The sequence below is a fragment of the Rhizobium sp. N324 genome, from assembly GCF_001664485.1.
GTDB lineage: Bacteria > Pseudomonadota > Alphaproteobacteria > Rhizobiales > Rhizobiaceae > Rhizobium.
In genome coordinates, this window is record NZ_CP013630.1 from 1,536,470 (window position 1) to 1,557,224 (window position 20,755).

Consider the following 20,755-nt stretch of genomic DNA (forward strand, 5'->3'; position numbering starts at 1 on the left):
GTGTTGTTGGAATGCGGATGCTGCCCCTCATCCGGCTGCCGCCACCTTCTCCCCGTTCTGACGGGGAGAAGGGAGATGCCGCGCCGTATCGCAGAGCTCGTCCCCTCTCCCCGCGCGCGGGGAGAGGGCTAGGGTGAGGGGCCGCCTCAAACAATCAGTTTGTCTTCCCGGCAAACCGATCCGTCGCCCGGATCAGCCGATCGAGAATCCCAGGCTCCGAATAGGCATGCCCCGCACCCTCGATCAGGTGGAATTCCGCCTTCGGCCAGGCCTTGTGCAGCAGCCAGGCATATTTGGCCGGGCAGGGCATGTCGTAGCGGCCATGCACGATGACGCCGGGAATATCCTTGAGCTTGCCGGCGTCGCGGATCAGCTGTCCCTCGTCCATCCAGCCGGCATTGACGAAGAAATGGTTCTCGATGCGGGCGAATGCATAGGCGAATTCCGGTTCCTCGAACTTGCCGCTCGTCGAAGGCTCGGGCAGCAGCGTGATCGTTTCGCCTTCCCAGATGCTCCAGGCCTGCGCGGCTGCAAGGCGCACGCTCCTGTCCTCATGCGTCAGGCGGCGATGATAGGCATGCATCATCTCATGCTGTTCCTCGGGCGGAATCGGCGCGATGAAGCGCTCCCACTTGTCCGGGAACATTTCCGAGACGCCGAACTGATAGTACCAGTCGAGTTCGGCCTTGGTCAGCGTATAGATGCCGCGCACGATGATCTCGGAGACACGCTCCGGATGCGCCTCGGCATAGGCGAGCGCCAGCGTCGAGCCCCAGGAGCCGCCGAACACCTGCCAGGTCTCGACACCGGCCATCTCGCGCAGACGCTCGATATCGGCGACGAGGTGCCAGGTCGTATTGGCATTGAGTTCGGCATGCGGCGTCGACTTGCCGCAACCGCGCTGGTCGAACAGCATGACGTCGTAGAGGGCGGGATCGAAAAGCCGCCGATGGGCGGGCGAGAAACCACCGCCGGGGCCGCCATGCAGGAAGACGGCCGGCTTGGCGCCTGATGTGCCCGAGCGTTCCCAATAGATCACATGGCCGTCGCCGACATCGAGATGGCCGGAGGCATAGGGTTCGATTTCGGGATAGAGCGTGCGCAGGATTTCGGTCATATTTTCACGCCTTTCGCGGGCCAGACTGAAGTATCGTGATCGGGATGCTGGAAGGAGATGATCTCTTCCTGCCGTGCATAGAAATCCTGATCCTTCAGCACCGGCGCCTCGAAGATTTCCTCGACCCAGGGCAGGCGGGCCTCGTAATTCACCTGGATCAGCGGGGCCAGATCGCTGCGGTCGTCGAACGTGCCGATGGCAAGCTCCAGCCCGCCCGGGTGGCGATAAGTCATCGGCGTGCCGCAATTGCTGCAGAAGCCGCGGTCGATGTTGACCGAGGACTGGAAGTAGCTCGGCGCGCCGCGCGTCCATTCCATCCCGTCTTCAGGTGCTGTGACCAGCGCGGAGAAGAAGCCGCCGAACTGCTTCTGGCACATGCGGCAATGGCAGATCGAGGGGCGCCCCAGCTTGCCTGAAATGCGGAAGCGCACGGCGCCGCATTGGCATCCGCCTGTCTTGATCGTGTCCGTCATGGCGTTTCTCCGATGGGCCAGCTTTTCGTGTCGTGGTCGGGATGCTGATGGTTGCTTGCCGCGATCGCGTCCTCGCGCTCGGGCGTTTCGGGCTCCGGCTCCACCGGCAGGCCGGGGAGCGCGTGAAACCAGGACATCCTGCGGGCGGTGTTCGATTGCATCACCGGCTTGACCGCATCAGGATCGTCCAGCGAGCCGAGCGTGATGTTGATGAAATCCGTTCCCGGAATGTCATAGAACAGCGGGGTGCCGCAATCGCCGCAAAAACCCCGCCGCACCAGATCCGAGGACTGGAACCATTTCGGCGCGCCGCGCGTCAGCGTGAAATTGCCGTGCATCACGCCGCCGAGCGGCATGAAATAATTGCCGGCCGCCTTCTGGCACATGCGGCAATGGCAAAGATGGGGATAACCGAGTTCGCCTTCGGCGCGGTAACGCCCGGCCCCGCACTGGCACCCGCCGCTTGTGTTCGTCTGCGCTGTCATTTGGGCTCCTTGGGCGGCCATACTTGCGTCTCGTGATCGGGATGCTGGAAGGAGACCAGTTCGAGCACGAAGGGAGCGGATTGCGCGTCCTCCTCCGTCCGGTGCCCCGGCAACTCGTGCAGACGATCGACGAAGCCGATCTTGCCCTCGGTGCCGAATTGCACCACCGGCGGAAGCGCCGAAGGATCGTCGAAGGCGCCCGCGGCAATCGCAACCCCGTCAGGCGCTTCGTAGGAAAGCGGCGTGCCGCAATCGCTGCAAAAGCCGCGTTCGACGAAATTGGAAGAGCGGAATTTTTTCCGCTCTCCGCGTGTCCACGCGAAATCGGCGCCGCGCACCGAGACCAGCGGCGCGTAATAGGCCCCGAACGCCTTCTGGCACATGCGGCAATGACAGATCGACGAATCCTTGAGTTCGCCGCTGACGCGAAAGCGCACAGCGCCACACTGACATCCGCCGGTATAGGCGGTCATGGACAAGCCCTCCGCAACAATGTGGATGAGAAAAAGAAAACCCCTCCCAACCCTCCCCACAAGGGGGAGGGCTTTCTCGTGGCACCACCTTCATTTCCGCCTCGAATGCCTGCAATTGCAGTGACGTCGTTTCGGAGCAGCGCGGCACCGTGGTCCCTCCCCCTTGTGGGGAGGGGTTGGGGAGGGGTCTTATCCCAAGACACCACTCTCACCGCTTGACCTCCCACGTCGTCACCCGCTCACCGGTCGCTGCGTCCTTGCCGTCCTTCAGCTGGATGCCCTTTGCGGTCAGCTCGTCGCGGATCTTGTCGGCCTCGGCGAAATTCTTTGCCTTCAGCATTTCAAGACGCATGGCGACCAGCGCATCGACCGCGGCTGCGACGGCTTCGTCGATTTCGGCCTTCTTCGGCAATAGGCCGAGGAGGGCAGCCGTTGCGGCAAAACGGGCGCCGGCGGCGGGATCGCTATGGGCGGCCTGCGCCAAAGCGTGCAAGGCCTGCACCGCCGCCACCGTGTTGAGGTCGTCGGCGAGTGCATTCAGCACGGTCTCGTCAGGCTCGGCATCGCCGGGCTCCGTCGCCGGCCATTTGGCGAGCAGGCGTTCGGCTTCCTCGAGCCGCTTGATCGAGAAATCGATCGGCTCACGGTAATGCGTCATCAGCATGGCGAGGCGCAGCACTTCGCCCGGCCATTTGCGGCCGCCGAAAACCTGTGTGTGCAGCAGATCGTGGATGGTGACGAAATTGCCTTCGGATTTCGACATTTTGCGGCCTTCGACCTGCACGAAGCCGTTATGCATCCAGACATTCGCCATCACCTCGGTGCCGTGGGCGCAGCGCGACTGGGCGATCTCGTTTTCATGATGCGGGAAGATCAGGTCCAGCCCGCCGCCATGAATGTCGAAGATATCGCCGAGATAGCGCCGGCTCATCGCCGAGCATTCGATATGCCAGCCCGGCCGGCCGCGGCCCCAGGGACTCTCCCAGCCGGGCTCGTTGTGGCTCGACAGTTTCCAGAGCACGAAATCGCCCGGGTTCTTCTTGTGCGCATCGACGGCGACGCGGGCGCCGGCCTGCTGCTCGTCGAGCGGGCGCTTCGAAAGCTGGCCGTAGTCCGCCATGGATTTGGTGTCGAACAACACTTCGCCTGCAGCCACATAGGCATGGCCGTTGGAGATCAGCCTCTCGATGATCTCGGTCATCTCAACGATATTGTCGGTGGCGCGCGGCTCGACGCTCGGCTCCAGGCAGCCGAGCTCGGCGACATCGGCGTGAAACTGCGTCTCGGTTTTTTCCGTGACCGCGCGGATCGCCTCGTTCAGCGGCAGGCCGGGATGATCCCTCAGCGCCCGCGCGTTGATCTTGTCGTCGACGTCGGTGATGTTGCGGGCATAGGTGACGTGCTCCTCGCCGTAGATATGCCGCAGCAGCCTGAACAGCACGTCGAAGACGATGACCGGGCGGGCATTGCCGATATGGGCGAAATCATAGACGGTCGGGCCGCAGACATACATGCGGACATTGTCGGGATCGATCGGCGCAAAGACCGATTTTTCCCGTGTCAGCGTGTTGTACAACTTCAATTCCGGCATGCCGCCCATTCCACTCTCCCCTAAGCACAACTAGAAAAACATCGCGACCGGCGGGCCGGGGCGTTTCGCATCTGACTATTTGGGAGACGAAAACGGCCGGGCCAGCGCGTGCGCTAGCGAATAATCTTCCGGCAGATAATGCAGATAACCGTTTTCATGGCGGGATTTATGGCGCGGGAATGGCCTTTGGTCAAGAGGGGCGAGCAATGATCCACGGCACGGCTCACCTGCCATTTTCGTGGCGCAAATCGCTTATAGGCAGTTGGGACGTTGCTGAAAATAGGGGGACTGCGTGAGGGGCTGGGGCCGGGGGATGATCGGAGCGATTGCAATTCTGGCAGTCGCATCGGCTGCATATTTCGCATACGATTTCGGTATGCTTCGTTTCAACAATCCGTCTTTGTCAACCTATCCGATCCAGGGCATCGATGTCAGCCATCACCAGGGCGACATCGATTGGAAAACGGTGGCCGCGCAGCCGAATGTGCGTTTCGCGATCATGAAAGCGACCGAAGGCGGCGACCACAAGGATTCCAGGTTCGCCGATAACTGGCAGCGTGCCGGCGATGCCGGAATGGTCAGAGGTGCCTATCATTTCTTCACCTTCTGCCGCCCGGGCAAGGATCAGGCGCAGAATGTCCTGGCGACCGTGCCGCGGCAGCCGGGAACCCTGCCCATCACCGTCGATCTGGAGTTCGTCGGCAATTGCAACAAGGTCCCGACACTCGAGGAAATGGCCGCCGAAGTGAATGCTTTCTTCACCGAACTGAAGGGCACTTTTCCGGAAAAGCCGATTTTCTATGTCACCCAGGAATTTTATGATCAGTATCTGAAGGGCAATGAATCCCGCTTCCCCGAGCATTACCTCTGGCTGCGAAGCGTATTCAAGGAACCGGCGCAGGAAGATTGCAGTCGTTGGTCGATCTGGCAATTTGCCGATAACGGCACTGTCGGCGGCATCCAAGGAGCGGTGGACCTCAATGCGCTGTGCCCGTCGGAAACGGGCTTCGCGCATCTGTTCCCAGCCGTCGCAGCCAAGTGAGTCCCTGCTTATTCCGGCAGGCGGTAATCGACGAGCTTGTTTTCCCGCACGATGAACAGCTTGCCGGTCTCGGTCACGCCGGGACCGACGAGCGGCAGGATCGCCTTCGCCACCTCGGAGGGATGCGGCAGCGTCTGCGGATCTTCGCCCGGCACCGCCTGCGCCCGCATCGCCGTGCGGGTCGCGCCCGGATCGACGCTGGTGATGCGCAGCGGCGTCGATTGGCTCTCGCCGGCCCAGGTCCGGGCCAGCGCCTCGACGGCGGCCTTGGACGCGGAATAGGCGCCCCAGAAGGGCCGGCACTTGTGGGCGGCACCCGAAGACAGGATGACGGCGCGGCCGGCATCCGAGCGGGCGAGCAGCGGGTCGACCGAGCGGATCAGCCGCCATGTCGCTGTCACGTTGATGGTCATCACCTTTTCGAACACCTTCGCCTCGATATGGCCGATCGGCGAAATGACGCCGAGCACGCCGGCATTGGCGACGAGAATGTCGAGTTTGCCCCAGCGCTCGAAGATCGAGCCGCCGAGCGCGTCGATCGCGTTCATGTCGGCCAGGTCGAAGGGCACCAGCGTCGCCGTGCCGCCGACCGCCTTGATCGCGTCGTCGAGATCCTCGAGCCCGCCGACCGTGCGGGCGCAGGCGATCACATGAGCGCCGGCTTTGGCGAGTTCCAGCGCCGTGAAATAGCCGATGCCGCGCGATGCGCCGGTAACGAGCGCGATCTTGCCCTCAAGATTGATGTTCATCTGCCCCGGTTCCGGATTTGCGTGCAAAGGCGAGGGGCGCAAATCGGCCCCTCGGAAGGGAAGTCAAAATGACGGTGGCTCAGCCGTTGCTGGCAAGCATCGAAAGCTTGTTGCCCATCGACTCGCCGTTTTTGTCGAGCAGGCGGGTCGGATAGTCACCGGTGAAGTAATGGTCGGTGAACTGCGGGCGGGCGGGATTGCGGTCCTCGCCGCCGACGGCGCGGTAAAGCCCGTTGATCGACAGGAAGGCAAGCGAATCCGCGCCGATATATTTGGCCATGGCTTCGACATCGGCGTACTGGTTGGCCAAGAGCTTTTCGGCGTCGGGCGTATCGATGCCGTAGAAGTCCGGGAAGAAGATCATCGGGCTGGCGACGCGCAGATGAACTTCGCGCGCGCCGGCCTCGCGGATCATCTGCACGATCTTGAGAGAGGTCGTGCCGCGCACGATGGAATCATCGACCAGCACCACGCGCTTGCCTTCGATCATCGCCCGGTTGGCTGAATGCTTCAGCTTCACGCCGAAGGCGCGAATCTGCTGCGTCGGCTCGATGAAGGTGCGGCCGACATAATGGTTGCGGATGATGCCGTATTCGAAGGGAATACCGCTTTCCTGTGCGTAGCCGAGAGCAGCAGGCGTGCCGCCATCCGGCACCGGCACGACCACGTCGGCCTCGACGGGCGATTCCTTGGCGAGGTTCATGCCCATGTTCTTACGCGTCGTATAGACGTTGCGGCCGCCGACGACTGAGTCCGGGCGGGCGAAATAGACATATTCGAACAGGCAGAGGCGCTCCGGCTGCGGCTTGCCGGGCTTGCGGGCGTCGATGCTGATCGAGCCGTCGGGCTGGATTTCGCAGATGACGACTTCGCCGTTTTCGACATCGCGAATGAACTTGGCGCCGATGATGTCCAGCGCGCAGGTTTCCGAGCAGAAGATCGGCTTGCCGTCGAGTTCGCCCATCACCAGCGGGCGGATGCCCGTGGGGTCGCGCGCGGCAATCAGCTTGGTGCGCGTCATCGCGAGCATCGAATAGCCGCCCTCCATCTGGCGGATCGCATCGATGAAGCGGTCGGATGTGGAGGCATGGCGGGAGCGGGCGATGAGGTGGAGGACCACTTCGGTATCGGAAGTCGACTGACAGATGGCGCCGGTAGCGATGATCTGGCGGCGCAGCGTCAGGCCGTTGGTGAAGTTGCCGTTATGAGCAATGGCGATGCCGCCTTCCTCGAGTTCGGCAAAGAGCGGCTGTACGTTGCGCATCGCCACTTCACCGGTCGTCGAGTAGCGCGTATGACCGATCGACATGCTGCCGGGCAGGCGGGCGAGCGTCATCGGGTTGGTATAGTGATCGCCGACGAGGCCCATATGGCGCTCCTGATAGAAGCGTTTGCCGTCGAAGGAGACGATGCCGGCTGCTTCCTGTCCGCGGTGCTGCAGGGCATGCAGACCGAGAGCCGTCAGTGTGGCGGCATCGGGATGTCCCAGAATTCCGAAAACCCCGCATTCTTCATGCAGCGTATCTCCGTCGAGCGGATCGTCGGTGGGCAAGGAATGGGACTGGTTCATTTCTGCGGGCCTCTGCTCTCACAAGAATGGATCGGCATTTCCAGAAATAGCTGAAGCCCGACAGAGCTGGAATGCCCGGCCGGACCCCTCATTTCAACTCCCGCTCAAATGGCAATTGCCGGAAGGCGGGTCAAGCTCTTGAACACTGTGTCAATTCGCCGGCTGCTGTGCAGGCGCTGTCGGTGCATCTTCCGCCGGCGCCTGGTCGCCCGTCGGCGGATTGGTGCCTTCAGCGCCGCCCTGTGCCGGCGGCTGAAGCTTATCACGGATGCTCGCCGGTATCATCTGGGCAAATTGCTCCGGCAGAGCCGATTTCAGCTTCACGACCATCGAATCCAGGAAGGGCTTCGACTTCGCTTCGTTGACCCAGGCCGGGCGGTGGTCGGCATCGACCAGCCAGTTCCAGAAAGCGACGGCGACGACCAGCAGCAGCACGCCGCGCGCAGCCCCGAACAGGAAGCCGAGCGTGCGGTCGAGCGCGCCGACGCGGCTGTCGATGATGAAATCGGCGATCTTCATGGTGATGAAGGAGATGACGATGAGCGCGATCAGGAAGACGACCGCTGCCGAACCGACGATCGCGATGCGGTCGTCATCGGTGTATTTCTTCGCATAGGGCAGAAGGTAGGGATAGAGGTAATAGGCCGCCGCTGCCGATCCGCCCCAGCTTGCGATCGAGAGGATCTCGCGCGAGAAGCCGCGGACCATCGCCAGCACGGCGGAGAAGAGCACGACGCCGATGACAATACCGTCGAAAATCGTAATGGGCATGTAAATTCAACTCCAGGACTGCCGCTTGGCGGCCGTGTCGTGCCTTATCGTGTGCCTCCTATATCATCACCAATCTTGGCAATGAAAGGATCAAACCTCGTCTTCCACACGCAACGCCCCCTTCGACCCGGCGATGCGCGCGACCAGATCCGGCAGGCTTTCGACCTCGTTCCAGCGTCCGCCGGAACCCTTCGGCAGTTCGGCGGAGGCGGAGGGAAGCAATGCTGCGGAAAAGCCCAGCTTCTCGGCTTCCTTGAGGCGCTGGGCGGTGTGCGCAACCGGCCGGATGGCGCCCGACAGGCTGACTTCGCCGAAATAGACGCAATCGGCGGGAAGGGCAATACCGGCAAGCGAGGAAACAAGGGCCGAGGCGACGGCGAGATCGGCCGCCGGTTCGGAGATGCGGTAACCGCCGGCGACGTTGAGATAGACGTCGTGCTGGCCGAGCCTGACGCCGCAATGGGCTTCCAGCACCGCCAGGATCATCGACAGCCGGGCCGAATCCCAGCCGACCACCGCGCGCCTCGGCGTGCCGAGCGAGGTCGGCGCCACCAGCGCCTGCACCTCGACCAGCACCGGGCGCGTGCCCTCCATGCCGGCGAAGACGGCTGCACCCGGCGATTTTTCGTTGCGCTCGCCGAGGAAGAGTTCGGAGGGGTTGGCGACCTCGCGCAGTCCTCTGTCCGACATTTCGAAAACGCCGATCTCATCTGTCGGGCCGAAACGGTTCTTGACCGTGCGCAGGATGCGGTAGTGATGGCCGCGATCGCCCTCGAAATAGAGCACGGCATCGACCATGTGCTCGACGACGCGCGGGCCGGCGATCTGCCCGTCCTTGGTCACATGCCCGACGAGCACCATGGCGGCCCCCGTCTGTTTGGCGAAGCGGATCATTGCCTGCACGCCGGTGCGCACCTGCGTCACCGTTCCCGGCGCGGATTCGGCAAGTTCGCTCCACAGTGTCTGGATGGAGTCGATGATGACGAGGTCCGGCCGCTTGCCCTCGGCAAGCGTCGCCAGAATATCCTCGACATTGGTTTCGGCCGCCAGCATGACGTCGGTATCGGCGGCTGCCAGACGCTGCGCCCGCAGCCGGACCTGGGCGACGGCTTCTTCGCCGGAGACGTAGATGATCTTGTGGCCGCGCCGCGCAAGGGCAGCGGCCGCCTGCATCAGCAGCGTCGACTTGCCGATACCGGGGTCGCCGCCGATCAGCACCGCCGAGCCGCGCACGAAGCCGCCGCCGAGTGCCCGGTCGAGCTCCGACATGGCAGTATGGATGCGCGGCGCCTCCTCGATCTCGCCGGAGAGCGCCGTCAGTGCCACCGGCCGGCCCTTCTTCGGCGTCTTGCCGGGGCCGGAGCCGATCCCGCCCATCGGGTCTTCTTCGACGATGGTGTTCCACTCGCCGCAGTTCTCGCATTTGCCCGCCCAGCGGGTATGAACCGTGCCGCAGCTCTGGCAGATGAATTGTGTCCTGGCCTTCGCCATCGAATACTCTTTCAGTCCGGGTCCCGAGTGAAGCAGACGACTGCTTCATCGAATCATTGTCGTGCCTGAGATAATGGCTATCGCGACGGATCAAAACTAATGATTTTCCCATCAGCCTCTCCTGTGCCTATCCTTTGCCTCTGCTCATCCTGAACGGTGGAAAATGTTCGATTATTCGTTCACGCACTGGTTTGCATTTCTCTCGGCCGCGGTTCTGCTCAATCTCTCGCCCGGGCCCGACATCGCCTTCATCCTCGGTCACACGATGAGAGGCGGAAAACGCGCCGGTTTTTCCGCGCTGTTCGGCGTCTGGTCCGGCGCCTGCCTGCATGTTCTGATGGCAGCGCTCGGCCTTTCCGCCGTGCTCGCCGCTTCTTCGGTCGCCTTCTCCGCGGTCAAGTGGATCGGCGCCGCCTATCTTGTCTGGCTGGGAATCCAGGCTTTGCGCGCCGGCGGCGGCAATGGCCTGATAAAGGCTGCCGGCGAAGAGTTGCCGGTCGCAAGGATCTACCGACAGGGAATCCTGGTGTCGCTGCTCAATCCGAAAGTGGCGATTTTCTTCCTTGCCTTCCTGCCGCAATTCGTCGTCGAAGGGGCAGGGCCGGCATGGGCCCAGCTCATGCTGTATGGCGGGCTCATCATCGTCGTTGCCGCCTTCATCGAGCCGCCGCTTGTCCTTCTCGGAGGGCGTCTTGCCGATGCGCTCAGGCACAATCAAAAAATCGGGCTATGGCTCGATCGTGGCCTCGGCGCGCTTTTCCTCGCGCTCGGCGTCCGCCTTGCGCTCAGCAGCCGCTGAACGGGTAGGCTATTCCTCCTCGGCGACGTAGCGCCGTTCGTGGCGCAGCCCCATGCTGGTCAGCATCTCGTATCCGATCGTGCCTGCCGCGCGTGCCACGTCGTCGAGGGCCATGTTCTTTCCGAACAGCTCGACATAATCCCCGGCGCGCACGGCGTTGTCGGGCAGGTCGGTGATATCGAAGATGGTCAGGTCCATGGTGATCCGGCCGGCGACCGGGACCTTGTGTCCGGCGATGAAGCCTTGCCCGCCCTGCGGCACGGCCTGGCGCAGCGGCACGCCGCCGCTCGACAGGCCGCGCATATAGCCGTCGGCATAACCGGCCGAGGCGATCGCCAGCCGGCTCTTGCGGCCAAGCTGGAGCGCCCGCCCATAGCTGACGGTCTCGCCGGCCTCGACGCTGCGCACCTGGATGATGCGCGCTTCCGCGGTCGCCACCGGCCGCATCGGATTGGCGAGGCCGCAGACCGCTTCGCCGCCATAAAGCGCGATGCCGGGACGGGTCAGGTCGAAGTGATAATCCTCGCCGAGAAAGATGCCGGCCGAGGCGGCAAGGCTTGAATCGATGCCTTCATAAGCAGCGCTAACCCTGCGGAATGATTCGAGCTGCCGCCGGTTCATCGCATGGCTGGGCTCATCGCCGCAGGCGAGATGGCTCATGATCAGCACCGGTGCGAAGCTCGCCGGCCGCGACACGTCGTCGGCGAGTGCGATCGCATCGTCCATGTGCAGTCCGAGCCGGTTGAAGCCGGTGTCGACATACAGCGCGCAGGGATAGTCGCCGTAATCGGCAAGAACCGCCATCCAGAAAGCGAGCTGCTCATCGGAGGAAATTACCGGCACCAGATCGTTTTCGAAAAAGCGCCGCTCGGTGCCCGGCCATATGCCTGAGAGCACGAAGATGCGGGCCTCGGGCGCATAAAGCCGAAGCGTGACACCCTCGTCGACCGTGGCGACGAAGAAATCTCGGGCGCCAGCCATATAGAGCGCTTCACCGGCATCCTCGATGCCCATGCCATAGGCATCCGCCTTGACGACGGCTGCGGCGCGCGCCGCGCCGGAGCGGCGCGCCATGTCGCGCCAGTTCTCCGTCAGCGCCGTCAGATCGACGGTCAGCCGCAGGCCCGCGGAAGCGAAAAGATCGTCGTCTTCGAAGGGGATGGGGAAATCTGTCATGAATCGCCGTGAACCAGTGGAAGGAAATCGCCAGAGCCAGTTTAAAGCATGTCGCGCAAAAGTGTGCAGCGGTTTTGCGATAACGACAGGTGTAAAAACAAAGAGCTAAAGCGCAAGGAGCGAATCTGAAAGATCGCGACGCGCTTTAGAAAGCATTAGGGCCAAGGCAGGTCACATACCACCCTTTGCCTGTCATACGATCACTTTTGTTCAAGACGCGTGCAGGCTTCCGCGATAATCTTGGGGGATGCAGAACGTATCGCAAAAAGAAGCGGCGGAGGCCATGCCGCTTGCGAACGTGGAATCGGCCCGCTTCTGGCGGGATAGCCGCTTCCGCGGCATGGAGTGTTTGAGCGCCACCTTCCTGACGCATGAATATGCGCCGCATGCGCATGACACGTTCAGCATCGGCGCGATAGAAAGCGGCAGCCAAATCGCCACTCTCAGCGGCAGGCGGGAGGAAACCGGCCCGGGCGACCTTTATCTCATCGATCCCGGTGTCATCCATGACGGTGCTCCGGGCGGCGAGGGCTACCGCTACCGGATGATCTATCCCGACATGAAGCTGTTCGTCGATATTCTCGAGGATGTTACCGGCAAGGCCTTCCATGCGACGCCCTCTTTCTCCGGCGGGCTTCCACGCGATCCACAGCTCGCCAATGCCTTTCACGCCGCCCATCGAACGCTTGAGAGCGGGGCCGGCGCGCTGGAATCCGATGAGGGAATGTTTTCGGTGCTGGCAGCGATCTTTGCGCGTCATGGCAGCGCAGTCATCGTTCCTGTCGATACGCAGGAACGAAGCGCGGTGGCCCGCGCCCGCGAATACCTCATCGAGAACTTCGACAGCGATGTCGGCCTCGAGGAACTGGCCGGAGTGGCAGGTTTGAGCCGCGCCCACCTCATCCGTGCCTCCGCAAGGAATATCACATTACCCCGCACGCTTTTCTGACGGATCGGCGCGTGCAGGTGGCCCGTCGGCTGCTGCGGCAGGGGCGCATGCCTGCCGATATTGCGCTCGAATGCGGTTTTGCCGATCAGGCGCATTTCAGCCGACACTTCAAGGCACGGACAGGCGTAACACCCGGCCAATTCCGCACGGGCTGATCACTTTCGTTCAATACGGCCCTGGCTGGCCGGGCTAATCCTCCGCGATCTTGATCAGGAGGTTGCCATGTTGCAGCACAGCCGGCCATCCGGCGAATTTCTTGCCGGAATGCGCGCCATTTTTCCGCTTGTTGTCGCCGTGTTGCCGATCGGCCTGGTGTTCGGCGCGGTCGCGGCCACCAAGGGGCTTTCCCCGCTGGAAACGACGCTGATGAGCGCGCTTGTCTTTGCGGGCGGTTCGCAATTCGTGGCCATGGACATCTGGACCCATCCGGCAAGCTGGATCGGCGTCGGCTTTGCAGCCCTGCTGGTCAATATCCGCCATGTGCTGATGAGCGCGTCGATCGGCACGAAGATGCAGTCCTTCTCCAGCGTCAAACGATATATCGCCATGCTGTTCCTCGCAGATGAGCTGTGGGCCATGGCGGAATTCCGCGCCGGCGCCACGCGGCTGACGCCGGCCTGGTATGCCGGGATCGTCACGCCCTTCTACCTCACCTGGGTCGGCTCTTCGCTAACAGGCGCACTGCTCGGCGCCTTTCTCGGCAATCCTGCGGCCATCGGCCTCGACTTCGCTTTTCCGGCCGTCTTCATCGTGCTCGTCATGGGGTTCTGGAAGGGGCCGGAAACCGGCGCCGTCCTTGCGGCAAGTGGTGCGGCATCCGTTGTGGTCCACCATTTCGTGCCGGGGGTCTGGTATATCGCCGCCGGCGCTCTGGCCGGGCTGGCAACGGCCCTATGGCAGGGCAGGGCGCGGGAGCAGGCGGCATGACACTCGATCTCAACATCATGATCGCCATCCTCGCGATTGCCGCCGCAACGGTGTTCACCCGCGTCGCCGGCCTCCTATTGGTCCGTCATGTCGAGATGGATGAGCGGCGGAGAACGGCGATCGAGTCCATTCCGCCGGCGGTGCTGATGGCGGTCATTGCCCCGACCGCCTTTGCGGCGGGCTGGGCGGAGACCTTGGCCTGCGCGGTAACGGCAATCGCCGCGCGCCGTCTGCCGATGCTTGCGAGCATCGTGATCGGCGTCGCAACGGTCGCCCTGTTGCGGACCGCCGGGCTTTAGCTAAGGTAATCGACGCGGGACCGCGTCAATGTTCCTCGTAATGTGTGAAGGAGGGATCGGCGAGATCGGCGAAGCGGGTGAATTCCGACTGGAAGGCGAGCTTCACCGTTCCCGTCGGCCCGTGACGCTGCTTGGCGATGATGACATCGGCTGTGCCCTTCACCTTGTCGAACAGCGCTTCCCATTCCGGATATTTCGGATCGTGGGGATCGCGCGGCTCCTGGTTCTTGACGTAATATTCCTCGCGGAACACGAAGAGCACGACGTCGGCGTCCTGCTCGATCGAACCGGATTCGCGAAGGTCGGAAAGCTGCGGCCGCTTGTCGTCACGGCTTTCGACCTGACGCGAGAGCTGCGACAGGGCGATGATCGGAACGTTGAGTTCCTTGCCCAGCGCCTTCAGGCCGGTGGTGATCTGGGTGATTTCCTGCACGCGGTTGTCGCTGGATTTACCCGAGCCGGTCATCAGCTGAATGTAGTCGACCACCAGCACGTCGAGGCCGCGCTGACGCTTGAGACGGCGCGCGCGCGCCGAAAGCTGGGCGATCGAAATGCCGCCGGTCTGGTCGATATAGAGCGGCACCTTCTGCATCATCATCGAGCAGGCGACAAGCTTTTCGAAATCGGCATCGTTGATGTCGCCGCGGCGGATCTTCGAGGAGGAGACTTCCGTCTGCTCGGAGATGATACGGGTGGCAAGCTGTTCCGACGACATTTCGAGCGAATAGAAGCCGACGACGCCGCCATTCCTAGCCTTCATGCTGCCGTCCGGCTGGACTTCCCCTTCATAGGCGGCGGCGATATTGTAGGCGATATTGGTCGCAAGCGAGGTCTTGCCCATGCCGGGGCGTCCGGCAAGGACGATCAAGTCCGAACGCTGCAGGCCGCCCATCTTGGAATCCAGCGAATGGATGCCGGTGGAAATGCCGGAAAGCCCGCCGTCGCGTTCCTTGGCGACGGCCGCCATGTCGATCGCCAGCGCAACCGCATCGTTGAAGGCCTGGAAGCCGCCGTCGTAGCGGCCGTTTTCCGCCAATTCGAAGAGGCGGCGTTCGGTATCCTCGATCTGAGACTGCGGCGGCATGTCGAGCGGCGCGTCATAGGCGATGTTGACGACGTCCTCACCGATGGTGATCAGCGCCCGGCGCAGCGCGAGATCATAGATCGCCCGGCCATAATCCTCGGCATTGATGACGGTGACGGCATTGCTGACGAGACTTGCCAGATATTGCGAAACCGTCATGTCGCCGACCTTCTCGTCGGCCTTCAGGAAGGTCTTGATCGTCACCGGGTTGGCGATCTTGCCCATGCGGATGATATCGCCGGCAACCTCGAAGATCTTCCGGTGCAACGGTTCGTAGAGATGGATCGGCTTCAGGAAGTCGGACACCCGGTAGTAGGCGTCGTTGTTCATCAGGATGGCACCCAGAAGCGCCTGCTCGGCTTCGATATTGTTGGGTGCTTCGCGATAATGCTGCTCCGAGGGAGCAACAGCTGCAATCTTTCGAGCGGCGTCGTTCATCATCATCCGTTCTGTCTTTTTCCAGCTCCCGGATTTGCAATTCCGGACGCGAAAATCAAGAGGTTGCGAAAGGAGCAGGCGCCCGCTTCGCTGAAATCCTGAACGCTGTGCACGTTGTTCGACTTCTCCACAGTCCGGGGCGACACAAAGGAGAAATACCGTCAGTGTCACCCGCACGACACGGCATGGTGCCGACTCAGCCCATCCGTTTCGGAGAAGGTTATTTTAGCGCGATGCCATAAGGCACGCAGCAAAAACATCCGGATCATCCCCAACGAAAAAGCCCGGCGCTAAGGCCGGGCTTCCCTCACGCGGATCGCTCCGACGATATTATGCTTCGTCTTCGTCGACGCCGTCGGCTTCCGGATCGAAGAAATCTTCCGGACGCAGAGCGTCTTCGTCGACACCGTAGATGGCGTCGACCGAGGTGAGTTCTTCACCCTTGGCCTGGCGCTCTGCCTCTTCGGCGGAACGGGCAACGTTCAGCTCGACGTGGATTTCGACTTCGGCATGCAGCTGCAGCTCGACCTTGTGCAAGCCGATCGCCTTGATCGGCGTGTTCAGGTGAACCTGGTTGCGGCCAATGTTGAAGCCTTCGGCGGCGAGAATCTCGACGACGTCACGGGCAGCGACCGAGCCGTAGAGCTGGCCGGTTTCGCCGGCGGAGCGCACGACGATGAAGGACTTGCCGTCGAGAACGTCGGCGACCTTCTGGGCTTCCGACTTGCGTTCGAGGTTGCGGGCTTCGAGCGTCGCACGCTCGGCTTCGAAGCGGGTCTTGTTGGCGGCGTTGGCGCGCAGCGCCTTGCCGAGCGGCAGCAGGTAGTTACGGGCAAAGCCGTCGCGAACCTTTACGGTTTCGCCCATCTGGCCGAGCTTGGAGATGCGTTCGAGAAGGATGACTTCCATTTTCTTTTACCTTTCTGTGTCTCAGATTTTCGTGTCGGATTGTTTGGGGGCATCAGCATCTTTCGTCGGGGTCAGCGCGATCGCCTTGCGCGTATCGCTGAGACCGAGGACGAGGATGAGGAAAGCTGGCAGCAGAATGAGCATCGAGGCCAGGTAGCTGAGGATGAGGGCCGGCAGCCGCCAGTCCTTGCCGCGCGTGCGGAAATGCAGCGAGGCGAAACCGGAAAGCATGAAGCCGGCGCCGAAAGTGCCGATTACCGTCGCGCCGACCAGTGCCGGCACGCCGCCGAAGAAGCAGGCGGCAAGCCCGGCGAGGAAGATGAAGATCGAGTTGCGGTTCATGCGCAGCGACGAGGGGATGTCCTCGCGCGGGCGAAGACCGCGGCCGGAGGCTGCGACGATACGCACGGCAAAATAATAGGCGGCAAACAGCATGGAGACCCACATGCCGCCCTGCACCGCCGGCAGCATCAGCACGATCAGCGATTTGGTCTGCGCGGTCGCCGCCGGATCGGGCATGAATTCCGGTTGCTGGTCCTTGACCGAGGCGATCAGCAGGTCGACGATCTGATCGGTGATGGCAGGCCCATAGCCGATCATCACGCCGATGACGATGACAGCGAGCGTCACCAAGCCGCAGAGATGCAGCAGGATATCGGAGAGTGGGTACCAGGCCAGCAGATGGTCCGGGCCGCCGAGTTCGGAGGCGGGACGGGCGAGATTGGCGAGGTGGCTGAGCCAGCCGGCTGGCAACAGCGTCACCAGCGTCATGATTAGCGCGAAAGAGGGGGAGATGAGGGCCGCGCCGAGTGCGGCTGCCGTGACGACGGCCGCGATTGCCGCGGCATTGCCCCAGCCGAGCCCGACGATCAGAATCGGAAGCGCCGAGGCCGTGTAGAGCAGCGCGCTGAAAAACGACGGCTGCATGCTCGCGCCCAGCATCAGCAGGAAGGCGGTCAATCCGGCGAGTGCGCCGATCAGCAGCGTTTTAAGGTCAGGTCGGTTCAAGGTCGCTGTCCTGCTTCATCAAGCAGTTAGAGGATGTTGCTGAATCGAATTCAGAAACGTCTCAACATGGGTTTTTAGAGTTCCGATCCGCGCCCATCGCGGAAGGGAGGCAACCCCCGGATCTGCGATCCGGGGGTCACATATTGTATCAGGCTACGACGTAGGGCAGCAGGCCGAGGAAACGGGCGCGCTTGATCGCCTGGGCGAGTTCGCGCTGCTTCTTCTGGGAAACGGCCGTGATGCGGGAAGGAACGATCTTGCCGCGCTCGGAAATGTAGCGCTGCAGCAGGCGAACGTCCTTGTAGTCGATCCGCGGCGCGTTGGCGCCGGAGAACGGGCAGGTCTTGCGGCGGCGATGGAACGGGCGGCGGACCGGAGCGGAGGAAGTTTCAGACATATCTTGGATCTCCCTTATACGCGGTCTTCGCGCGGACGGCGCGGACGGTCTTCACGGTCGCCGAAGCCACCTTCACGCGGAGGACGCGGGCCGCGGTCACGATCGCCGAAGCCGCCTTCACGCGGGCCACGGCCGCCTTCACGCGGACGGTCGTCGCGGTCGCGCTTCTGCATCATGGCAGACGGACCTTCTTCATGCTTCTCGACGGCGATCGTCATGTAGCGAAGAACGTCTTCGCTGATGCGCATCTGACGTTCCATTTCCTGGACGGCAGCAGCCGGTGCATCGATGTCCATCAGGGCGTAGTGCGCCTTGCGGTTCTTCTTGATGCGGTAGGTGAGGGACTTGAGGCCCCAGTTCTCGATACGCCCGACTTTACCGCCGTTAGCTTCGATCACACCCTTGTACTGTTCTACGAGGGCATCGACCTGCTGGGCGGAAATATCCTGCCGGGCAAGGAATACATGTTCATAAAGAGCCATGACAGCTTTGCCTTTCTTGCGTTTGGTTCAACCCGATATTCGGCGGCTAAGCCTCAACGACTGCTCCTGATTGGGCGAACCCAGGCAAGAAAGCGTTTCCGAGACGGTCGAGAGCGGAGACACGGGAGGCTGGAACGCTTGCGTTCCGAACGATTTCCGAGGAAACCGGCCCTCCGTTCAGCCACCAGCCAGAAGACCGGGTTAACGAACAGCGCGGCTTATACGGATTTTTCGGGGAAAGGCAACCCCAATCAATATTCAAGCCCGACGCAGACCGTTCGCCAGCGTCGGGCCGGATCAGAGGATCAGGTTCAGAGCGTCAGCGGATACTGCCGGTGCACCTTGGCGATCTCAGTCAACACTTCGTTCGACAGCGTCAAGTCGGCCGCGCCGATATCGACTTTCAGTTGCTCCATCGAGGTGGCGCCGATGATGGCGGAGGCCATGAAGGGTCTCGACAGGCAGAAGGCGAGCGCCATGGCCGCCGGGTCGAGACCGTATCTGGCCGCGATCTCCAGATAGGCCTTGGTTGCCGGCTCCTGCAGCGGCTGCAGGCGGCCGCCGATATCATGGTTGATCGAGCCGCGCGAACCCTTCGGCCTGGCGCCACCGACATATTTGCCGGACAGGATGCCGCCGGCGAGCGGCGAATAGGCGAGCAGCCCGACATCCTCGTGATGGGAAAGCTCGGCGAGATCCAGGTCGAAATGGCGGTAGAGCAGATTGTATTCGTTCTGGACGCTGGCAACGCGCGGCAGGCTCTTCTGCTCTGACAGCGTCAAGTATTTCTGGATGCCCCAGGTGGTTTCGTTGGAAAGGCCGATCGCCCGGATCTTGCCTTCCTTGACGAGTGCCCCCAGCGTTTCCAGGATGTCGAGCATATTGGCGACGGCCTTGTCGCGATCCTGGGTGAAGGGATTGTAGCTCCAGTTCTGGCGGAAGTGGAAATGGCCGCGGTTCGGCCAGTGGATCTGGTAAAGATCGACATAATCGGTCTTCAGCCGCGTCAGGCTGGCCTCGAGCGCCAGCCGGATATTCTTTGCGTCGGCGCCTTCGCCGCCGCGTATATAGTCGCGGCCGCGGCCGGCGACCTTGGTGGCGAGTACGATATCCCCGCGCTTGCCTGATTTGCCGAACCAGCTGCCGATATAGTCCTCGGTCCAGCCCTGTGTTTCAGGCGAAACCGGGGTGGTCGGGTAGAGTTCGGCGGTATCGAAGAAATTGACGCCCTTTTCGACGGCGTAATCCATCTGCGCATGGGCGTCGGTTTCGCTGTTCTGCGAACCCCAGGTCATGGTGCCAAGGCAGATTTCTGAAACGGAAATGTCGGTGCGGCCGAGTGAATTGTACTTCATGAGAAAACCTTGGGAGAGAGCTGAAGCCTTGGGGAGGACCGGGCAAATCTAGGCCGGATTTGGCGGAGCGCAAGAGTAAAAGCCTGGCTTTTGCGCCGGTCCGGAAGGCTTTGCGGAGAATGGGCCGCCACTTGACTCTGCCGGAAAGAATGTCAATTGGAGGCAAAACGCCTCGCGGGGCGCGCAATCAGGGGCATGAGCCAGGGATACGAGAATGACCATTGCTTTCACTTTTCCCGGTCAGGGCAGTCAGGCCGTCGGCATGGGCAAGGATCTGGCCGAAAATTTCGCCGAAGCCCGCGCCGTTTTCGACGAGGTGGATGAGGCGCTCGGTGAAAAGCTTTCGGACGTCATGTTCAACGGTCCCGAGGATACGTTGACCCTGACGGCGAATGCCCAGCCGGCGCTGATGGCCGTCTCGATCGCCGTCGTCCGGATTCTTGAGGCCAAGGGGCTGGATCTGAAGTCCAAAGTCGCCTATGTCGCCGGCCACTCACTCGGCGAATATTCTGCCCTTTGCGCCGCCGGCACCTTTTCGCTCGCTGACACCGCCCGGCTGCTGCGCATCCGCGGCAATGCCATGCAGGCGGCAGTCCCGGTCGGCATCGGCGCCATGGCGGCGATCATCGGCCTCGAACATGCCGACGTCGTCGCCGTCTGCGAAGAGGCCGCTGCTATCGGCGCATGCCAGATTGCCAACGACAATGGCGGCGGCCAGATCGTCATCTCGGGTGAGAAGGCAGCCGTCGAAAAGGCAGCCGGCCTGGCAACGGACAAGGGCGCCAAGCGCGCCATCCTGCTGCCGGTCTCAGCACCCTTCCATTCGAAGCTGATGGCGCCCGCCGCCGAGGCCATGCGTGCGGCCCTGGCAACGGTTGCCAAATCCGATCCGGTCGTGCCTCTGATCGCCAATGTCCGCGCCGCCCCGGTGACGAGTGCCGACGAGATCGCCAGCCTGCTGGTCGAGCAGGTGACCGGTCAGGTCCGTTGGCGCGAGACGGTGGAATGGTTCGCCGGCAATGGCGTCACCACCCTTTATGAACTTGGTTCCGGCAAGGTGCTGACCGGCCTTGCGCGGCGCATCGACAAGACAGTCAACGGCATCTCCGTCAACGGTCCGGCGGTAATCGACGCGGCCGTTGCCGCCCTCATGGCCTGATTGGTATTTCC

General features: G+C 62.4%; 21 protein-coding genes and 1 pseudogene. 6 read left to right on the top strand and 16 right to left on the bottom strand.

Annotated features, from left to right (window positions below; all coding sequences use genetic code 11):
* Window positions 1–154 precede the first annotated feature (154 nt).
* From pip to cysS, 5 genes are all read right to left on the bottom strand, one after another.
* Window positions 155–1,117, bottom strand: a complete 963-nt coding sequence (pip, locus tag AMK05_RS07360) for a prolyl aminopeptidase (RefSeq protein WP_064837926.1) — start codon at window positions 1,115–1,117, stop codon at window positions 155–157.
* Complete coding sequence (locus AMK05_RS07365) at window positions 1,114–1,590, bottom strand: GFA family protein (protein ID WP_064837927.1); 477 nt, start codon at window positions 1,588–1,590, stop codon at window positions 1,114–1,116. The genes pip and AMK05_RS07365 overlap by 4 nt, the downstream gene beginning before the upstream one ends.
* Window positions 1,587–2,075 carry a GFA family protein gene (locus AMK05_RS07370; RefSeq protein WP_064837928.1) on the bottom strand — a complete coding sequence of 163 codons (489 nt, stop codon included), beginning with the start codon at window positions 2,073–2,075 and terminating at the stop codon, window positions 1,587–1,589. Before AMK05_RS07370 ends, AMK05_RS07365 begins: the two co-directional genes overlap by 4 nt.
* Window positions 2,072–2,548 carry a GFA family protein gene (locus AMK05_RS07375; protein WP_064837929.1) on the bottom strand — a complete coding sequence of 159 codons (477 nt, stop codon included), beginning with the start codon at window positions 2,546–2,548 and terminating at the stop codon, window positions 2,072–2,074. The genes AMK05_RS07370 and AMK05_RS07375 overlap by 4 nt, the downstream gene beginning before the upstream one ends.
* 208 nt (window positions 2,549–2,756) lie before the next feature.
* Entirely contained in the window at window positions 2,757–4,148 is a 1,392-nt protein-coding gene (gene cysS / locus AMK05_RS07380) for a cysteine--tRNA ligase (RefSeq protein WP_064837930.1), read from the bottom strand.
* 304 nt (window positions 4,149–4,452) lie between these two features.
* On the opposite strand from cysS, the gene AMK05_RS07385 reads away from it, so the two are divergent.
* Window positions 4,453–5,181, top strand: a complete 729-nt coding sequence (locus AMK05_RS07385) for a glycoside hydrolase family 25 protein (RefSeq protein ID WP_064837931.1) — start codon at window positions 4,453–4,455, stop codon at window positions 5,179–5,181.
* An 8-nt stretch (window positions 5,182–5,189) separates the two neighbouring features.
* Here the strand turns inward: AMK05_RS07385 and AMK05_RS07390 are convergent, their stop codons facing one another.
* The 4 genes from AMK05_RS07390 to radA all read right to left on the bottom strand — a co-directional run bounded on the left by AMK05_RS07390 (window position 5,190) and on the right by radA (window position 9,762).
* Window positions 5,190–5,930 (bottom strand): SDR family NAD(P)-dependent oxidoreductase, encoded by a 741-nt coding sequence (locus AMK05_RS07390; protein WP_064837932.1) that lies wholly within the window; start codon window positions 5,928–5,930, stop codon window positions 5,190–5,192.
* A 79-nt stretch (window positions 5,931–6,009) separates the two neighbouring features.
* On the bottom strand, window positions 6,010–7,500 hold the full coding sequence (gene purF / locus AMK05_RS07395) for an amidophosphoribosyltransferase (protein WP_064837933.1): 1,491 nt from the start codon (window positions 7,498–7,500) through the stop codon (window positions 6,010–6,012).
* Window positions 7,501–7,650: 150 nt separating this feature from the next.
* Window positions 7,651–8,271, bottom strand: coding sequence for a CvpA family protein (locus AMK05_RS07400; RefSeq protein ID WP_064837934.1), 621 nt, complete (start codon window positions 8,269–8,271; stop codon window positions 7,651–7,653).
* A gap of 90 nt (window positions 8,272–8,361) precedes the next feature.
* Window positions 8,362–9,762 (bottom strand): DNA repair protein RadA, encoded by a 1,401-nt coding sequence (gene radA / locus AMK05_RS07405; RefSeq protein ID WP_064837935.1) that lies wholly within the window; start codon window positions 9,760–9,762, stop codon window positions 8,362–8,364.
* Between the two features lie 163 nt (window positions 9,763–9,925).
* On the opposite strand from radA, the gene AMK05_RS07410 reads away from it, so the two are divergent.
* The gene (locus tag AMK05_RS07410; protein WP_064837936.1) at window positions 9,926–10,561 is read left to right on the top strand and encodes a LysE family translocator; all 636 of its coding nucleotides are present in this window, start codon (window positions 9,926–9,928) and stop codon (window positions 10,559–10,561) included.
* A 9-nt stretch (window positions 10,562–10,570) separates the two neighbouring features.
* Here AMK05_RS07410 and alr read toward each other — a convergent pair whose 3' ends face one another.
* Entirely contained in the window at window positions 10,571–11,737 is a 1,167-nt protein-coding gene (gene alr / locus AMK05_RS07415; RefSeq protein ID WP_064837937.1) for an alanine racemase, read from the bottom strand.
* A 283-nt stretch (window positions 11,738–12,020) separates the two neighbouring features.
* Here alr and AMK05_RS07420 point away from each other — a divergent pair.
* The 3 genes and pseudogenes from AMK05_RS07420 (at window position 12,021) to AMK05_RS07430 (ending at window position 13,912) form a co-directional block, all read left to right on the top strand.
* Window positions 12,021–12,841: pseudogene (locus AMK05_RS07420) on the top strand (AraC family transcriptional regulator).
* 67 nt (window positions 12,842–12,908) lie between these two features.
* Window positions 12,909–13,613 carry an AzlC family ABC transporter permease gene (locus AMK05_RS07425; RefSeq protein WP_064837938.1) on the top strand — a complete coding sequence of 235 codons (705 nt, stop codon included), beginning with the start codon at window positions 12,909–12,911 and terminating at the stop codon, window positions 13,611–13,613.
* Entirely contained in the window at window positions 13,610–13,912 is a 303-nt protein-coding gene (locus AMK05_RS07430) for an AzlD family protein (protein ID WP_064837939.1), read from the top strand. Before AMK05_RS07425 ends, AMK05_RS07430 begins: the two co-directional genes overlap by 4 nt.
* Before the next feature lie 25 nt (window positions 13,913–13,937).
* Here the strand turns inward: AMK05_RS07430 and AMK05_RS07435 are convergent, their stop codons facing one another.
* The 6 genes from AMK05_RS07435 to AMK05_RS07460 all read right to left on the bottom strand — a co-directional run bounded on the left by AMK05_RS07435 (window position 13,938) and on the right by AMK05_RS07460 (window position 19,585).
* Window positions 13,938–15,434, bottom strand: coding sequence for a replicative DNA helicase (locus AMK05_RS07435; protein ID WP_064841302.1), 1,497 nt, complete (start codon window positions 15,432–15,434; stop codon window positions 13,938–13,940).
* A gap of 330 nt (window positions 15,435–15,764) precedes the next feature.
* Entirely contained in the window at window positions 15,765–16,343 is a 579-nt protein-coding gene (gene rplI / locus AMK05_RS07440; RefSeq protein ID WP_049733920.1) for a 50S ribosomal protein L9, read from the bottom strand.
* Between the two features lie 21 nt (window positions 16,344–16,364).
* Window positions 16,365–17,351: a DUF2232 domain-containing protein gene (locus tag AMK05_RS07445; RefSeq protein ID WP_064837940.1), complete on the bottom strand. Its 987-nt coding sequence runs from the start codon at window positions 17,349–17,351 to the stop codon at window positions 16,365–16,367.
* Window positions 17,352–17,499: 148 nt separating this feature from the next.
* Window positions 17,500–17,748, bottom strand: a complete 249-nt coding sequence (rpsR, locus tag AMK05_RS07450; protein WP_003547038.1) for a 30S ribosomal protein S18 — start codon at window positions 17,746–17,748, stop codon at window positions 17,500–17,502.
* Between the two features lie 14 nt (window positions 17,749–17,762).
* Complete coding sequence (gene rpsF, locus AMK05_RS07455) at window positions 17,763–18,230, bottom strand: 30S ribosomal protein S6 (RefSeq protein WP_003574183.1); 468 nt, start codon at window positions 18,228–18,230, stop codon at window positions 17,763–17,765.
* A gap of 311 nt (window positions 18,231–18,541) precedes the next feature.
* Window positions 18,542–19,585 carry an aldo/keto reductase gene (locus tag AMK05_RS07460; RefSeq protein WP_064837941.1) on the bottom strand — a complete coding sequence of 348 codons (1,044 nt, stop codon included), beginning with the start codon at window positions 19,583–19,585 and terminating at the stop codon, window positions 18,542–18,544.
* Window positions 19,586–19,799: 214 nt separating this feature from the next.
* Here AMK05_RS07460 and fabD point away from each other — a divergent pair, with 214 nt between their 5' ends.
* Entirely contained in the window at window positions 19,800–20,744 is a 945-nt protein-coding gene (gene fabD, locus AMK05_RS07465) for an ACP S-malonyltransferase (protein ID WP_064837942.1), read from the top strand.
* Window positions 20,745–20,755: the final 11 nt, after the last annotated feature.

Excerpts from the sequence above, each read along its gene's own strand:
- pip (WP_064837926.1), bottom strand. The coding sequence starts at position 1,117 with ATGACCGAAATCCTGCGCACGCTCTATCCCGAAATCGAACCCTATGCC.
- AMK05_RS07385 (WP_064837931.1), top strand. The coding sequence starts at position 4,453 with ATGATCGGAGCGATTGCAATTCTGGCAGTCGCATCGGCTGCATATTTC.
- AMK05_RS07390 (WP_064837932.1), bottom strand. The coding sequence starts at position 5,930 with ATGAACATCAATCTTGAGGGCAAGATCGCGCTCGTTACCGGCGCATCG.
- purF (WP_064837933.1), bottom strand. The coding sequence starts at position 7,500 with ATGAACCAGTCCCATTCCTTGCCCACCGACGATCCGCTCGACGGAGAT.
- AMK05_RS07375 (WP_064837929.1), bottom strand. The coding sequence starts at position 2,548 with ATGACCGCCTATACCGGCGGATGTCAGTGTGGCGCTGTGCGCTTTCGC.
- rpsR (WP_003547038.1), bottom strand. The coding sequence starts at position 17,748 with ATGTCTGAAACTTCCTCCGCTCCGGTCCGCCGCCCGTTCCATCGCCGC.
- AMK05_RS07400 (WP_064837934.1), bottom strand. The coding sequence starts at position 8,271 with ATGCCCATTACGATTTTCGACGGTATTGTCATCGGCGTCGTGCTCTTC.
- AMK05_RS07430 (WP_064837939.1), top strand. The coding sequence starts at position 13,610 with ATGACACTCGATCTCAACATCATGATCGCCATCCTCGCGATTGCCGCC.
- rplI (WP_049733920.1), bottom strand. The coding sequence starts at position 16,343 with ATGGAAGTCATCCTTCTCGAACGCATCTCCAAGCTCGGCCAGATGGGC.
- alr (WP_064837937.1), bottom strand. The coding sequence starts at position 11,737 with ATGACAGATTTCCCCATCCCCTTCGAAGACGACGATCTTTTCGCTTCC.
- AMK05_RS07370 (WP_064837928.1), bottom strand. The coding sequence starts at position 2,075 with ATGACAGCGCAGACGAACACAAGCGGCGGGTGCCAGTGCGGGGCCGGG.
- AMK05_RS07410 (WP_064837936.1), top strand. The coding sequence starts at position 9,926 with ATGTTCGATTATTCGTTCACGCACTGGTTTGCATTTCTCTCGGCCGCG.
- radA (WP_064837935.1), bottom strand. The coding sequence starts at position 9,762 with ATGGCGAAGGCCAGGACACAATTCATCTGCCAGAGCTGCGGCACGGTT.
- AMK05_RS07365 (WP_064837927.1), bottom strand. The coding sequence starts at position 1,590 with ATGACGGACACGATCAAGACAGGCGGATGCCAATGCGGCGCCGTGCGC.
- AMK05_RS07435 (WP_064841302.1), bottom strand. The coding sequence starts at position 15,434 with ATGAACGACGCCGCTCGAAAGATTGCAGCTGTTGCTCCCTCGGAGCAG.
- cysS (WP_064837930.1), bottom strand. The coding sequence starts at position 4,148 with ATGGGCGGCATGCCGGAATTGAAGTTGTACAACACGCTGACACGGGAA.
- AMK05_RS07425 (WP_064837938.1), top strand. The coding sequence starts at position 12,909 with ATGTTGCAGCACAGCCGGCCATCCGGCGAATTTCTTGCCGGAATGCGC.
- fabD (WP_064837942.1), top strand. The coding sequence starts at position 19,800 with ATGACCATTGCTTTCACTTTTCCCGGTCAGGGCAGTCAGGCCGTCGGC.
- rpsF (WP_003574183.1), bottom strand. The coding sequence starts at position 18,230 with ATGGCTCTTTATGAACATGTATTCCTTGCCCGGCAGGATATTTCCGCC.
- AMK05_RS07460 (WP_064837941.1), bottom strand. The coding sequence starts at position 19,585 with ATGAAGTACAATTCACTCGGCCGCACCGACATTTCCGTTTCAGAAATC.